Raw genomic sequence first — 13,943 nt, forward strand, 5'->3', positions numbered from 1 at the left:
TGCAAATCGGAAAAAGCGTGCAGTATAGCCGCCCCCGCCGGAACGCGTCAGCGACCTTTTATGCCGGTTCTTCTTCGAGTTCGTCCTCGTGGCTCCAGGCCGGGAAAGGATCGGCATAGGTCAGCCAGGTGGGCGCACCGGCGGCCAGTTCGTGGTCGGTCAGCACGCAGCGGCGGAAGGCTGCTTCCAGCGCGGGACGGTCCATGCCGGCGCCAATGAAGACCAGTTCGTTCTGGCGGTCGCCAAACGGTTCCACCCAGGCCGCTTCGATGCCGGCGCGGTCCGCGTCCCCCACCGGCGGCCAGTTGGCGCGGTCGCTGGCGGCCCACCATTGTCCTACCGGTTCCACCGACGCAATGCGCCCGGCGCGCGAATAGGCGACCGCCCAGTCGGGACGGCTGGCGAACCAGATATAACCCTTGGCCCGTATCAGTCCCGGCAACGCCAGGTCGAGAAATTCATTGAAGCGCTGCGCGTGCAGCGGGCGGCGTTCGCGCACCACGAAGCTGTCGATGCCGTACTCCTCGGTTTCCGGCATGTGGATGCCGGCCAGTTCGCGCGCCCAGCCAGCCATCTGGCTGGCCTTGTCCAGGTCGAATTTGCCGGTGCCGAGGATCTGGTGCAGCGGCACCCGGCCTTTCTCGGCCAGCACCATGGTGGCGGTGGGGTTGAGCGCCTTGATCACGGCGCGCACTGCGCCCATTTGTTCGATGGTGACCAGGTCGGTCTTGCTGACCACGATCACGTCGGCGAACTCGATCTGCTCGGACAGCAGCGCGGCCAGCGTGCGGTCGTCGCCTTCGCCGGCGCTTTGGCCGCGCTGGGCCAGGAAGTCGGCACAGTTGTAGTCGTTCAGCAGGTTGACGGCATCGACCACGGTGACCATGGTATCGATGCGTGCCACGTCGTTGAGCGACACGCCGTCTTCGTCGGCAAAATCGAAGGTGGCGGCTACCGGCATCGGCTCGCCCACGCCGGTCGATTCGATCAGCAGGTAGTCGAAGCGGTTTTCGGCAGCCAGCTTGCGCACTTCGAGCAGCAGGTCTTCGCGCAGCGTGCAGCAGATGCAGCCGTTGCTCATCTCGACCATTTTCTCCTCGGTGCGCGACAGGGCGGCGCCGGCGTTTTCGGTACCGTGGCGCAACAGCGAGGCGTCGATATTCACCTCGCTCATGTCGTTGACGATGACGGCTACGCGCAAGCCTTCGCGGTTGGCCAACACGTGGTTGAGCAGGGTGGTTTTGCCGGCGCCGAGAAAGCCGGAAAGCACGGTGACGGGCAGGCGCAAATCGGCCAGGGATGGGACGGTGGTGGTCATGGATGGCTCGCTGAAAAGGCGCGGTCGCGCGCACGGAAACAAGGACGGACAAAAGCCGTCAAATGCAATTGAGTTGCATCATAAGTCCGTTTCAATGCTAATGCAAGTTTATTGCATTAGGCCTTGCGAGTTTTTATGGCTTCGATTTTGCGCAGTGCGGGCAGGTGCCCTTGATCAGAAAATCCATTTCCTGGCTCTGGAAGCCGCTGGGCAGCTTGATCGTGCGCGGCAGCGGTACGTCGGTGAAGCAGGTGACTTCCTCGCAGCGGGTGCACTGGAAGTGGGCGTGCTCGTGCGAATGGTGGCCGGCCCCGGCACGGAAACGCCACACCTGGTCGGCGCCCGCAATGCGGTGCACCAGTTCGTTTTCGGTCAGCCATTCGAGCACCCGGTACAGCGTGACCGAGTCGAGCGCTTCGTCCGACAGCAAGGCCTGGATATCGTGGTGGGTCAGCGACTTTTCCTGCCCCATCAAAAAGTCGAGCACGGTCACGCGCTGGCGCGTGACGCGGGCACCGGTGGCGCGGATCAGTGCTTCTGCCTGGTCTGAAGAGGATGTTTGCATAGCCAGCATCTTAACATGGCCTTCAGGGAGACCGGGAAGATCGCCATGTTGCGAATGAGAAGTGTTATCATTGTCACTTTCATGATACTTCTTTCATTGCCATGCCTCTTATCCGCCTGCGCGCTGCGCCACCGTTCCCGTTGACTTCCATGGCTGCAGCGTTGGCGCTGCTGGCCGCGCCCCTGGCCCACGGACAGGAACAGGCCCAGGCAGGATCAGCGGCGCCGATGGAATCGATCCAGGTCACCGGCAGCTGGCTCGGGTCCGGCCTGCAAAACAGCGTCAAGAACTTTCCCGGCGCGCGCACGGTGGTGAACAAGGAAGACATCGAGGATTCGGGCGCGCTCGACATCGGCGACGTGCTGCGCCGGGTGCCGGGCGTGCAGGCCACCGACAACTCGGGCACGGCCGGCAGCGCCATCTCGCTCAATATCGGCGTGCGCGGCCTGACCGGGCGTTATTCGCCGCGTTCCACCATCCTGCTCGACGGCATACCGCTGGCCGTGGCCCCATACGGCCAGCCGCAATTGTCGTTTGCCCCGGTGAGCTTGAACAATATCGAATCGATCGACGTGGTGCGCGGCGGCGGCGCGGTGCGCTACGGTCCGCAAAACGTGGGCGGCATCATCAATTTCCGCAGCCGGGCGATCCCGGAAGGCGCCATCAAGGGCGACGTCTCGGTGCGCTACAACGACTACCGCGACGCGGGCCACAACACCCAGTACAGCGCCTTCCTGGGCGGCACGCTCGACTCCGGCATGGGCCTGGCGCTGATGTACTCGGGCATGGACGGCGGCGGCTGGCGCACCAGCAGTAACGACAAACTCAACGACGTCGCGTTGAAATTGCGCTATCCGCTCAATGGCCACAGCGAGGTGTACGGCAAGCTCACGTACTTCGACGTCAATTCGCGCACCCCGGGCGGGCTGACGGTGGCGCAGTACGCGGCAGACCCGTTCCAGAACACCCGGCCCACCGATTTCTGGAGCGGAGAGCGCAAGGGCGGCGACATCGGCTACCTCAACACCATCTCGGCCACCCAGGAATTCGAAGTGAAGGCCTATTACAACGAGAGCTTCCGCCAGAGCGCGCTGATCAACGCCGCGCGCACCCAGGTGACCTGGCAGCCGCGCAATTACCAGGTGCTGGGCATCGAGCCGCGCTACACCCAGCGCTTTGCCGCCGCCGGCCTCACGCACGATGTCACGGCCGGCTACCGCTTCCTGCGTGAGCGCGGTGATGACAACAACTACGCCGTGACCGTGGCCACCGGCGTGCGCGGCGCCACCACCAGGTTCGACAACGCGACCGACGCCCACTCGGTGTATATCGACGACCGCATCGCACTGGGCGCCTGGCGCATCACGCCGGGCGTGCGGTATGAACGCATCCGCTCCGATCGCCGCGACAGCGGCAGCGCTGCCGCTTTTGCGTCGGACAACAACAAGGCGCTGCCATCGCTGAACGTGGCCTACCTGGTCAACCCGGCGCTGACCGTGTTTGCCAACTACACTACGTCGTTCGGCGCCGTGCAAAACACCCAGCTCAATTCGCAAAGCGCCACCAACCCGCTCAACCCGGAAGTGGCCAAGACCTTCGAGGCCGGTGCGCGCTGGAAGGACCGCGCCGTCAGCACCGAGTTCACCGCCTTCAAGCTCAAGTTCGACAACCAGATCCTGCAGGTGCCGGGCACCGTGCCTGCCACGTTCCAGAACATCGGCGCCACCAACCACGAAGGCATCGAGACTGCGTTCGATTACAGTTTTGCCGACGCCAGCGCGCTGGCCGGCCTGAACCTCTACGCCAATTACACCTATACCAGGGCGATCCAGGAATCGGGCGCCACGGCCGGCCTGGACGTGCCGTTCTACTCGCGCGGCACCGACACCGTCGGCGCGCGCTACCGGATCGATGCATGGTCGTTCAACGTCTCCGGCACCCACCAGACGCGCCAGTTCTCCGATGCCGCCAATACCGTGGCGGAAGCGGCCAGCGGCGCCGTCGGCGCCATTCCCGGCTTCCGCCTGTGGAATGCCCAAGTGGGCTGGAAACTGAAAGGACAACCAGGGTACGAGGTAATGGCCGGGGTGAACAACCTGTCGGATCGCCGCTATTACACCCGCAACGTGGATGGCAACGCGGGCCGCATGGTTGGTGCGCCACGTACCGCTTACCTGCAATTGCGCACCAGTTATTGAGTTGTTCGGTGTGCTACTACACAGTGTCTTGATGCCAACGTAGGACAAGGACCACATTTCCTCTTGCTTGGTGCCTACATTGGCCTACACGCCGGTCCTATACCGGCGGATCGGCCTGCTAGATATAGTGTCATCAACGGTGAGCGATAACCAAGTCACCAAGACCACACACCTAGAGGCAGACACCATGAACGCATACCACACCAGCTCCGCAACCACCGCCGCCAACGCCACCGCAGGCCACAGCAGCGCCGGTTCGCAGATCAGCCTGATCGGCGCCCAACAAAACGATTTGCTGCGCGCCCTGTCGCGTGACGATCTGTTGGCCCTGTTCAGCGCGCTGGAACTGGTTGCGTTACCTGCCGGCAAGCACCTGTTCGACTTCGGCGACAAGGTCGAATACACGTACTTCCCGACCAACGCCATCATCTCCCTGCAATACGTGATGGAAGACGGCGCCACCACCGAGATCGCCGTGGTCGGCCGTGAAGGCGTGGTGGGCGTGGCCCTGTACCCGACCGAGCGCGCTTCGTACTCGGCCGTCGTGGAAGCCGCCGGTTACGGCTACCGCCTGCGTACCGATGTGCTGCGCGAAGTGTTTTACGCTGGCGGCCCATTGGCCCAGCAACTGATGCGCTACACCAGCGCCATGTTCGCCCAGCTGGCGCAAAGCGTGGCCGGCAGTCGCCACACCAGCATCGAACAGAAGCTGTGCCGCTGGTTGCTGGAACGCCTGGACCGCTCGATGGGCAATGAATTGAAAGTGACGCAGGAAATGATCGCCAACATGCTGGGCGTACGCCGCGAGAGCGTGACCGGCGCGGCAGGCAAGCTGTCCGACGAAGGCCTAATCTCCTACCGCCGTGGTTGCGTTACCGTGCTCGATCGTGCGGGAATGGAAGCGCGTGCAGGCAGCTGCTACCAGGGCGGCCGCAACAAGGCGGCCGGCATGGAACAGCGTGCTGCTTGAGAAACAACAGAAAGATTAATGCAAGACGCGGGACGGCGGATTCACCAGGAAGCCGCTGAAGTCCACCCGGGGGGCAGAGCGGGTGGCCATATTGTCCAGTTTGCGCTGGACCAGTTTGTGCCAGGCGGCGGCCCAACGCGCTGCCAGTTGCGATTCCTCTGCCGAACGCGCATACAGCGTTCTCTCGACAGCGATTTTTTGGCGGTTCAGGGCGCGGGTGGCATTCATCATGGCAGACATGGCGGGCTCGACTTGAAAGTTGTTGAGTGGAAAGCAAAGCCATTTTGCCTGTCCCGACCGGTTTTGAATGTGCGCCAGTTCACCCAAGCACTGCGGTAAACCATCCCATCCGTGTAAAATACGTCTGCTGCGGCGCATCAATGATGCTCGGCAGCTATTTTTTTGCGCGGTGTTCATCGTGTTTACCAACTCTCAGATCCCTTATGTGGTCCACCAATTTCACTAAAAACGCCCTGGCAGGATTGACCACGTCGTTTGCGCTGGTTCCCGAATGCATCGCTTTTGCGCTGGTTGCGCACTTGAATCCCCTGGTCGGGCTGTACGGTGCGTTCTTTATTTGCACCGTTACTGCCGTGTTCGGCGGCCGTCCGGGCATGATTTCGGGCGCTGCCGGTTCGATGGCGGTGGTGATCGTGGCGCTCGTCGCCCAGCATGGCTTGCAGTATTTCCTGGCAACGGTGGTGCTGAGCGGCGTGATCATGCTGCTGTTTGGCGTGCTGCGGCTGGGCAAGCTGGTCAGCATGGTGCCGCATCCGGTGATGCTCGGCTTCGTCAACGGGCTGGCGATCGTGATCGCCTGGTCGCAGTTGCAACATTTTCGCGTCGATGGGAGCTGGTTGCCGGGTGCGGCCATGTGGTGGATGTGCGGGCTGGTGGCGCTGACCATGACCGTTGTTTACGTGCTGCCGCGCTTGACCAAAGCGGTGCCGCCGGCGCTGGTGGCGATTGTCGGGGTGGGGCTGTTGTCGGAACTGCTGCACCTGCCGGTACGCACGCTGGGCGACATGGCCACCATCGCCGGCGGTTTGCCGTCGTTCAGTGTGCCGCAACTGCCGCTGACCATGGAAACCTTGCGCATCGTGCTGCCGTATGCGCTATTGATGGCAGTCGTGGGACTGCTCGAGACGCTGCTGACCTTCAACCTCACCGACGAAATCACCGAAACCCGGGGCCTGCCCGACCGCGAATGCGTGGCGCTGGGCGCAGCCAATGTCGCCTCCGGCCTGTTCGGCGGCATGGGCGGTTGCGCCATGATCGGCCAGACCATGATCAATCTCGGCTCCGGCGGGCGCACGCGGGTGTCGGGCACGGTCGCCGGCATCATGATCCTGCTGTTCATCCTGTTCCTGTCGCCGCTGATCGAGCGCATTCCACTGGCAGCCCTGGTGGGCGTGATGTTCGTCGTCGCCCAGCAGACGTTTGCCTGGAGTTCGCTGCAAGTGCTGGGCAAGGTGCCGCGCCACGACGCGCTGCTGATTGTCGTTGTCACCTGCATTACCGTGGCGACCGACCTGGCGGTGGCGGTGCTGTGCGGGATCGTGATCGCCGCGCTCAGCTTCGCCTGGCGCCACGCGCGCGAGGTGCGCACCGAGACCACGGTCGATGCCGACGGCGTGAAGCATTACACGCCGCACGGCACGCTGTTCTTTGCGTCGATCGCCCACTTCAACGACCTGTTCTCGCCGCAGGACGATCCGCAGACCGTGATACTCGATTGCCGCCACCTGCGCCTGGTCGATCATTCGGCGGTGGTGGCGGTGGCGGCACTTAGCGAACGCTATACGCGCGCCGGCAAACGGCTGCAGGTGCAGCATCTCTCTACGCGCTGCGAGCTGTTGCTGGCGCGGGCAGGCGTCTCGGTGACCGCCTGACGCGTTCGTGGTATTCTGCGCATCCTTGACAGAAAATCCACTCCAATGCAGATTGCAACCATCATCAGCCTGGCCGGCACCATCACCTGCGTGGGCCTGTTCTCGAAACAAAAGGAATGGGTGTTGGCAGCGGCCTTCGCCTTCGGCGCCGCCTTTACCGCCCTGGCTGCGTTGCGGCCGTCGTTCATCCCCGGCTACCTGGTGCCCTGGTGCGCCTACACTTTCTTCGCCTTGGCTGCGGTCGAGTTCGTCCGCAAGGTCATCCTCAAATAGTTTGCTTGAATGATGGTCACAAATACATTGTTACTGTATGCTGCCAGCGCATTTTGCGGCATTGTGTTAACCATCATCAAGAAAGAGTTCTATGAGACATTTGTTTTCTTCGTGCGCGTTTGGAGTGGCGTTGGCGCTGGCTGGTTGTGGCGGCGGTGGCGGCGGTGGCGATGTTGCTGCGCCAGTGGCGCCGACCATCCCTGCGGTTCCTGACACCATCACGCTGCAGAAGATCGATAATGTGGTCGGCACGGGCGCGCTGGCCGTAGCTGGGAAAACTGTTTATGTGCACTACACCGGCTGGCTCTACGATGCCACTGCGACATCGAAAAAAGGAGCGCAGTTCGATTCGTCGGCTGGCAGGTCGCCGCTTGACTTCGTCCTGGCCGGCGGCTTGGTGATCAAGGGTTTTGACGAGGGCGTGACGGGTATGAGAGTTGGCGGCAAACGTACCGTGATGATCCCGGCCAGCATGGGCTACGGCGCCACCGGCGCCGGCAATGGTGCGATTCCACCCAACGCCAACCTGGTCTTCGATATCGAACTGGTGGAAGTACGTTGACCTTGCACCGCGCACCCGATCAATAGAAGTAGGGCGTCTTCTTCGCCCATGCGCTATTGCCGTAGCGCTTGTGCAGCACGGTGAAAGCCTGTTTCGACAATGCCTGGGCGTCGTCGTCGAGGCAGCCGCCGCGTGTTGAGCGCACCACCACGTGCAGCAGCCAGGGCAGGTCGGCGTCGTTCGGCTTGCTGGCCACGCGTTGCAGCACGTGCTCGCCAAGGTAGCCGGTGGCGGTTTTCAGCGCGCCCAGTTGCGCCAGTTCCGCCTTGCGGCGCGCGCCATCCACGCCGGCCACCTGCGGCATCGGCGGCGCCTGTTCCAGCCACACGGTTTGCATCACCCAGCCATTTTCCTGGTATTCCTGCCCGGCGGTGGACGGCATCTTGCACCACATGTCGGCCCGGGTTTCATCGACCTCGCGCGGTACGTAAGGTACGGCCATGGCCCAGGTATTGCGCATCGGGCTGAAACCATATTCGACGGCATTGAGCATTAACCAGTGGTGGCGTTCCGGGTTGGCGGTGAGCGCGCGGTACTGCCGCATCACCGGCGCCAGTTCCGGCGCATCGACTTCCACCTGCTGCGCAGCTTTCACGGCCGCTTCGTATTGGCCCGTCATGTCGAAACGCATCAGGGCGGTCAGGGCAATACGGCCGCGTTCGTCGGCCGGCAGTTGCCGGTCCGCCGCCAGCGTCAACAGGTCGCTGGCCGCCAGCCCGGTATTGAGCCAGCGTTTGCCATCCGCTGCCAGCCGCCCGCGCGCCACCGTGTCGGGATCCTGCACTGCTGCCGGTTCGCCGGTGTCGGCATCGATCTGGTAGCCCCGGCTGCGCAGCAGATAGCGGGCGGCGTCGCTCACACTGGTGGCAACAGCGAAGCGCTCCTGCAGGAACAGGTTGCGGGCGGAATCCGACGCGGTGCTCGAGAGCGCGGCACCGTTCAGTTCCGCCTCGCTCAGCGCGCGGGCCTGGTCGGCTTTGTCGTTCAGGCGGTAATGGCGCGCCAGCGCGTAGCGCACCGTCAGGTATTCGGGCGCCGAGGGCGCCACTTGCAGCATGGCTTTTTCGAGCTCGGGCGTCAGCCGGTCGTTGATCATGGCGGCGGCGAACAGCCACGCGCGCGCCTGGGCGGCGTTGCCGTCTTTCGCGTAGTGCTGCCAGCGGCCCTGCACGTGCGCCCGCGATGGTGCGCATGCTGCGGCGACCTTGGCGGCAAATTCGCGGTTGTCTTCCGGGGAATAGGGGCTGCATTGCTGCACGGTGAACACCCAGTCGACCAGCCCTGACACCGTGCGTAGCTCGGGTTGGCCCGTGGCCGGCTGGTCCAGCAGGCGGTCGGCCAGGGCCAGCCAGTCGCCCAGGCGGTCGTCGCGGTACGGGTCGTTGCGCGCATCGTCAAGCAGCTGGCTGACCTGGGCGAAGCGCTCCACCGGCGTGAACTTTGCCTGCAGGATGCGGCCGATCGCGCGGCTGTCACCATGGCGCGCTGCCAGCGCGGGATTGGTCACAATGCGGGCGATCCGCGCCTCGACATCGGCCAGCGTCTGTTGCTGGCGCGCCTGGCGCGCCGCTTTGGCGTCGGGGCTTTCCTTCGCTTGCGCTACGCGCGCCTGCCAGCGCTCGTCGGGCGTACCCGGCACGTACAGCGCAGCGCGTCCTTGCGAGCGCAGCGCCAGGTAGTCGCCCCACGCGCGCAGCGGATGGCCTTCGGTGGCGCCGATCCGGTCGAACAGCGCCGTGCTGCGCGCGTAGTCCTCGCTATAGAACGCCGCCGACGCCAGCTGGTATTCCTGCACCTGGCGCCAGTACAAGGGCTCGGTGGCAGCCAGCGGCGCCGGTTGCACCAGCACCCTGGGCCGCTGGAAGTAGTCCCGGCGGTCCAGCGGATCGTCGCCGCACGCCTTGAAGACCTCGCGCTGGGTGGACACCCAGGTCGCCAGCCGTGCCGGTGTGGCGTCCGCGCGCGCGGTCAGCTCGCCCAGCGTGCGGGTGGCGAACACATAGCTGGCCGTCGGGCAGTTCAGGTAGCTGTCGATCAGCGGATCGGCTGCGGGCGCCGGGTCCATTTCGCGCTTGAGGGCGCCGTGCACGGCAGTGCGCCAGGCGGCGTAGATTTCCCGGCCTTGGGCCTGGTCCTGCCAGCCGCCTCCACGGCGTTCCTCGACCAGGGCCAGGGCGCCCGGGGGATTGGGCGCGGTTTGTAATCCCGGCGCGCCCAGCATGACGGCGCGCCACGCGGTAAACAGATTGCTGCGGACGTAAGACGGCAGCACCACGCCGAGGTGCCCGCCCTGGTAGCGGCCCAGCGCGATGTCGGTGCGGTTGCGGTTGACGAATGAGTCAACCGGATCTTCGCAGCCGCTGGCAACGGCGTGGCCGCCGGTAAACAACAGCAGGGCGGCAATGGCAATGGCAGGGAGCGTGCGGCTCATGGCGTAGTTCCTGGAACGGGCGGTGGAAGGGGCGATGCGGCCGACGCGCTGCGCTGCCAGGCGTAACGGTCGAACCAGTAAGTCTTGCGGTAGCGGGCGATCACCTGCGGCGCGAACGATTCCTGCGGCGCGAAACCGGCGCTACCCTGGCGGCAACTGGCGTGCAGCAGCTCGGGCGTGTGTTCGACGATGTGGCGCATGCGGACGTTATCGCGGCCCATGCGGAAGAACATGGGAACCACTTCGTCGGCAGGCAGGTCGTCGAGCCAGGCGGGCGCACGGCACCACCAGGCCAGCGCAGTCACGCTCAGCTTGATCTGCGGCGGCAGCTCGGCGCGCACCCGCGCTACCAGCGCGCGGTAAAAATCGCGCTGCGACGGCTTCGCTTCCAGGTCTAGCTGCACCCAGCCCGAGGTGCTGGCCCGCGCTGCTTCGCGCATGGCTTGCACGATCATGTCGGTGCGAGTGGCGATATCGACCGGCGGATTGACGGTGCTCACCTCCACGTGCAGCACCGGCGTGACGCGGGTCATCGATGGCATCAGTGGCCAATGGGCGCGCGGACGGGTGCGGGCGGAGGGGCCGGTGAGCAGGATGTGGCGTTGCAGGACGGCCGCCTCGGCGGTGGACCATGATGGCAGCACGGCGCTGTCCCACAGCCAGGCCACGGCCGGTGCCGGCGTGTTGGCGCGGGCGCCTGCGCAGGTCAGCAAGACGATCAGTAAGGGAATTGGGGAGAGCCACGACATCGGATGGGGCAGGCTGAAACTCGGGTGCCCCATTCTAACGATATTTATCAAATAAACAAAATGGCTTATTTTGCTCCGGATGCGGTGCGGATACAAAAACGCCCGGCGCACAGGCCGGGCGTTTTATCCGTTGCGCACAAGCGCGACAGGATTACTTGCTTGGGTAGACGATGTCGTCGCGGCGGTTTTGTGCGCGCGATTCTTCATCGGAACCGGTAGCTTTTGGCTTTTCTTTGCCGTAGCTGATGGCTTCCATCTGGCCGTCTTTCACGCCTTGTACTTTCAGGGCGGTGATCAGGGCTTGTGCGCGCTTCTGGCCCAGGGCCAGGTTGTACTCGGCGCTGCCGCGGTCATCGGTGTTGCCTTCGACTTTGATCGACACGTTAGGGTTGGCAGCCAGGAATTTACCGTGGTCGGCAACCAGACCGTCGAATTCTGGCTTGACAGTGTACTTGTCGAAGTCGAAGTAGACGCTACGGTTTTTGTAGATCGAGCTGTTTGGGTCCAGGTAGGCGGCCAGTGGCGCTTGTACCGGTGCAGCGACTGGCGCTGGTGCCGGGGTAGGTGCCGGAGCAGCTTTGACTGGCTCAGGTGCTGGAGCTGGTGCAGGTGCTGGGGTCGAGCATGCGCTCAGCAGGGCTACGGTGCAGGCTGCCAGCAGGATGTTGGTGTTTTTCATCGATATACTCCCGATTCGAATTATGTTGTGGGGCACACTAAAGGGTGTGAGGCTGTCAAGCCAGCCGCGACCAATATTATATAAGGGTTTCTCTGATTATAATTGGCGCGCTGCATTATTTTTTGAGCCATGGCGCGAAGGGAGTCAAATCGGTCCCCCTTTCGACGTACCACGCGCGGCGCGCCATGTCGAACTGCGCGCCCAGTGCCTTCACCGCATCCTTCTCCTGGTAACTGGCGCTCAGGTAGTGGCGGCCCGGTGCTGCGGCAGCCGCCGCCTGCTGCTCCTGGTTGCGCGTGATGGCGGTGTCGGCGGCGGTGCTGCATTGCGGCAGGCGCAAGCGTGCAAGGAAGGGGCTGCGTGCGCCGTTGTCGGATGGCGACAACAACGTCAGTTTCAATCGTGCGCGGGTGGCGGCCACGTAGAACAGGTTTTCCTCGTCGCGGCGCGGTTGCTGCGGGTGCGGGAATTCGTCGGCCTGCAAATATGGCAGGATCACGTGGTCGAATTCCTTGCCCTTGGCGTTGGCCACGCACTCGATCAGCACTGCCTTCGGCGCGCGCTTGCGGCGGACAAACGCTTCGCGGGCGTTCATGGCGGCCCAGAAGTCGGCCAGTCCCAGTCCGGACGCGGCCGCCCACGCCAGCAAGCCGTCCACCGACTTGTTGACCACGCCGGCGTCGTACGGGCGCACGAAGATGCGCCGTGCTGCCGCCACCAGTTGCACCCGCTCGCACAATTCGATCAGGACCTGCGCCGCCGGCGTGGCCGGGGCCAGCGTGGACAGCCAGGCAATGGCGTCGATCACGGCGCGCTTGGTGGTCACGCTGGCGACATCGCGCCAGGTGGGTTCCACGCCGTCGCGATGCTCATCCTCGATCAGGAACAGTTCTCCCAGCAGGTCGGGCGACTTGGCGATCTGGGTCTTGAAGTGGTCGATGCGGCGGGCGCTGAAAGCCATTTCGGAAAAGGCGACCAGGGCATCGACCACGGCGCCGCGCACCTGTTCCGATTTGACGGCGCGAAAATCGCGCAGCGCGATGGCCAGCATGCCGCGCAAGAACAGGATTTCGTCGCGTTGCAGGTAGCCAGCCATGGCGGGCGTGCGGTAGTCGATGTCGGCTTCGATCAGGGCGTTTTCGATGGCCACCGACTGGTGGCGGTCGCGGATCAGGATGGCGCAGCCATCGAGCGCATGGCCGTCGGCCTTCCAGCGTTTGACTGCCTCCACCACCTGGCGCGCGCAGTGGGCCGCGTCGTCGTAGTGGGGCTGGCTGATCTCGGTACGCAGCGGCAGGTTCGATTCCACCGGCTTGTCCTTGAAGGCGGCCATGGCATACGCCAGGTGCGGGCCGTGGCGGTAGCTGAAGGTCAGCGGGTGGCGCGCCAGCTTCGGAAACCGTGCGGCGAAGCGCTGGTTCAGGTAGGCGTCGCTGGCGCCCAGCTTGGCGTAAATCACCTGGTCGCGGTCGCCGGCGCCGACAAAATAGCATTGCGGACGGTCGATCAGCGCCTCGAGGATGCGGAAGGCCGCCTCATTCAGGTCGTGCAGCTCGTCGCACAGCACCAGCCGGTAGTCGGGGAACTGTTCGGCCAGGCGCGCGCCGCCCACCAGGTTGCAGGCCAGGTCGTAGGTGGCGTCGAACGGCCCGCGCATCAGGGCGCCGGCGCCGCCGTCCAGGCGCAGCGCCTCGTATTCCAGCGTGGTCAGATAGTCGGCCACCGGCACGCCCAGCTGCTCGGCTGCCTCTTCCACGTCCATGAATTCGACGTCGGCGTCGAGCGCCATGGTGGCCTTGAGCGTCAGTTGCGCTTCGAGGAACTGGCTGACGGCGATGCTGTGGGTGTGCAGTTCCAGGCTGTCGAGGCGGCCGGCGTAGCGTTCGCCCACGCGGTCCATGGCGGCCAGCGCCAGCTGCTTCAACTGGCGCGGCTCGGTGCAGGTGCGCAGGCCGTCGCCGTCGATGGCGTCCAGTTGGCGGGCGCTGAAGTCTTCAAAGGTCAGTATATCGATGCGCTCGGCCAATGTGGCCGGCACGCCCACGTCCAGCAGCCGCTGGCGCATGACGTCGCGCGCCTCGGGCGTAAAGGTGAGGGCCAGGATCTGTTCGGGCGGGAGTTTACGGGCCAGCGCTTCGCCGATGCGCAGGGCCAGCGTGGTGGTCTTGGCGGCGCCGGCGTTGGCGTCCACCAGCGTGACCCGGTTTTGCGACAGCTGGATGGCGCGCTGCTCGAGGGTGGGGATCAGGCCGCGCGGGGTGAAGCGGGGTTGGTTCTGGGGTGGCAGGGACTGGGTAGCGTTCATC

General features: G+C 64.4%; 12 protein-coding genes. 5 read left to right on the plus strand and 7 right to left on the minus strand.

The genetic code is table 11. From position 1 onward, the window contains the following. Positions 1-58: 58 nt before the first annotated feature. On the minus strand, positions 59-1,318 hold the full coding sequence (locus SR858_RS11670; RefSeq protein WP_019920966.1) for a GTP-binding protein: 1,260 nt from the start codon (positions 1,316-1,318) through the stop codon (positions 59-61). A 133-nt stretch (positions 1,319-1,451) separates the two neighbouring features. Continuing rightward, the gene (locus SR858_RS11675) at positions 1,452-1,883 is read right to left on the minus strand and encodes a Fur family transcriptional regulator (RefSeq protein WP_040377684.1); all 432 of its coding nucleotides are present in this window, start codon (positions 1,881-1,883) and stop codon (positions 1,452-1,454) included. Between the two features lie 149 nt (positions 1,884-2,032). On the opposite strand from SR858_RS11675, the gene SR858_RS11680 reads away from it, so the two are divergent. Together SR858_RS11680 and SR858_RS11685 are read left to right on the plus strand one after the other, a co-directional pair. Then, the gene (locus tag SR858_RS11680; protein ID WP_019920968.1) at positions 2,033-4,081 is read left to right on the plus strand and encodes a TonB-dependent receptor family protein; all 2,049 of its coding nucleotides are present in this window, start codon (positions 2,033-2,035) and stop codon (positions 4,079-4,081) included. A gap of 187 nt (positions 4,082-4,268) precedes the next feature. After that, the gene (locus SR858_RS11685; RefSeq protein WP_019920969.1) at positions 4,269-5,051 is read left to right on the plus strand and encodes a Crp/Fnr family transcriptional regulator; all 783 of its coding nucleotides are present in this window, start codon (positions 4,269-4,271) and stop codon (positions 5,049-5,051) included. Between the two features lie 15 nt (positions 5,052-5,066). On the opposite strand, the gene SR858_RS11690 is transcribed toward SR858_RS11685, so the two are convergent. After that, entirely contained in the window at positions 5,067-5,468 is a 402-nt protein-coding gene (locus SR858_RS11690; protein WP_322534571.1) for a hypothetical protein, read from the minus strand. Between the two features lie 26 nt (positions 5,469-5,494). On the opposite strand from SR858_RS11690, the gene SR858_RS11695 reads away from it, so the two are divergent. The 3 genes from SR858_RS11695 to SR858_RS11705 all read left to right on the plus strand — a co-directional run bounded on the left by SR858_RS11695 (position 5,495) and on the right by SR858_RS11705 (position 7,778). After that, positions 5,495-6,943 (plus strand): SulP family inorganic anion transporter, encoded by a 1,449-nt coding sequence (locus SR858_RS11695; protein WP_019920971.1) that lies wholly within the window; start codon positions 5,495-5,497, stop codon positions 6,941-6,943. 45 nt (positions 6,944-6,988) lie between these two features. Beyond that, positions 6,989-7,216 (plus strand): hypothetical protein, encoded by a 228-nt coding sequence (locus SR858_RS11700; protein ID WP_019920972.1) that lies wholly within the window; start codon positions 6,989-6,991, stop codon positions 7,214-7,216. A gap of 91 nt (positions 7,217-7,307) precedes the next feature. Continuing rightward, positions 7,308-7,778, plus strand: coding sequence for an FKBP-type peptidyl-prolyl cis-trans isomerase (locus SR858_RS11705; protein ID WP_026637120.1), 471 nt, complete (start codon positions 7,308-7,310; stop codon positions 7,776-7,778). Positions 7,779-7,797: 19 nt separating this feature from the next. Here the strand turns inward: SR858_RS11705 and SR858_RS11710 are convergent, their stop codons facing one another. The 4 genes from SR858_RS11710 to SR858_RS11725 form a co-directional block, all read right to left on the minus strand. Continuing rightward, entirely contained in the window at positions 7,798-10,209 is a 2,412-nt protein-coding gene (locus tag SR858_RS11710; RefSeq protein WP_019920974.1) for a hypothetical protein, read from the minus strand. After that, complete coding sequence (locus tag SR858_RS11715; RefSeq protein ID WP_019920975.1) at positions 10,206-10,922, minus strand: hypothetical protein; 717 nt, start codon at positions 10,920-10,922, stop codon at positions 10,206-10,208. Before SR858_RS11715 ends, SR858_RS11710 begins: the two co-directional genes overlap by 4 nt. A 187-nt stretch (positions 10,923-11,109) precedes the next feature. Beyond that, positions 11,110-11,637 carry a peptidoglycan-associated lipoprotein Pal gene (gene pal, locus SR858_RS11720; protein ID WP_019920976.1) on the minus strand — a complete coding sequence of 176 codons (528 nt, stop codon included), beginning with the start codon at positions 11,635-11,637 and terminating at the stop codon, positions 11,110-11,112. A gap of 115 nt (positions 11,638-11,752) precedes the next feature. Further along, positions 11,753-13,942, minus strand: coding sequence for a UvrD-helicase domain-containing protein (locus SR858_RS11725; protein ID WP_019920977.1), 2,190 nt, complete (start codon positions 13,940-13,942; stop codon positions 11,753-11,755). Position 13,943: the final 1 nt, after the last annotated feature.

The organism is Duganella zoogloeoides (genome assembly GCF_034479515.1).
Classification (GTDB): Bacteria; Pseudomonadota; Gammaproteobacteria; order Burkholderiales; family Burkholderiaceae_D; genus Rugamonas; species Rugamonas zoogloeoides.

Coding starts and splice junctions, on each gene's coding strand:
- SR858_RS11690 (WP_322534571.1), bottom strand. CDS start 5,468: ATGAACACCGCGCAAAAAAATAGCTGCCGAGCATCATTGATGCGCCGC.
- SR858_RS11705 (WP_026637120.1), top strand. CDS start 7,308: ATGAGACATTTGTTTTCTTCGTGCGCGTTTGGAGTGGCGTTGGCGCTG.
- pal (WP_019920976.1), bottom strand. CDS start 11,637: ATGAAAAACACCAACATCCTGCTGGCAGCCTGCACCGTAGCCCTGCTG.
- SR858_RS11680 (WP_019920968.1), top strand. CDS start 2,033: ATGGCTGCAGCGTTGGCGCTGCTGGCCGCGCCCCTGGCCCACGGACAG.
- SR858_RS11670 (WP_019920966.1), bottom strand. CDS start 1,318: ATGACCACCACCGTCCCATCCCTGGCCGATTTGCGCCTGCCCGTCACC.
- SR858_RS11710 (WP_019920974.1), bottom strand. CDS start 10,209: ATGAGCCGCACGCTCCCTGCCATTGCCATTGCCGCCCTGCTGTTGTTT.
- SR858_RS11700 (WP_019920972.1), top strand. CDS start 6,989: ATGCAGATTGCAACCATCATCAGCCTGGCCGGCACCATCACCTGCGTG.
- SR858_RS11685 (WP_019920969.1), top strand. CDS start 4,269: ATGAACGCATACCACACCAGCTCCGCAACCACCGCCGCCAACGCCACC.
- SR858_RS11675 (WP_040377684.1), bottom strand. CDS start 1,883: ATGCAAACATCCTCTTCAGACCAGGCAGAAGCACTGATCCGCGCCACC.
- SR858_RS11695 (WP_019920971.1), top strand. CDS start 5,495: ATGTGGTCCACCAATTTCACTAAAAACGCCCTGGCAGGATTGACCACG.
- SR858_RS11725 (WP_019920977.1), bottom strand. CDS start 13,942: ATGAACGCTACCCAGTCCCTGCCACCCCAGAACCAACCCCGCTTCACC.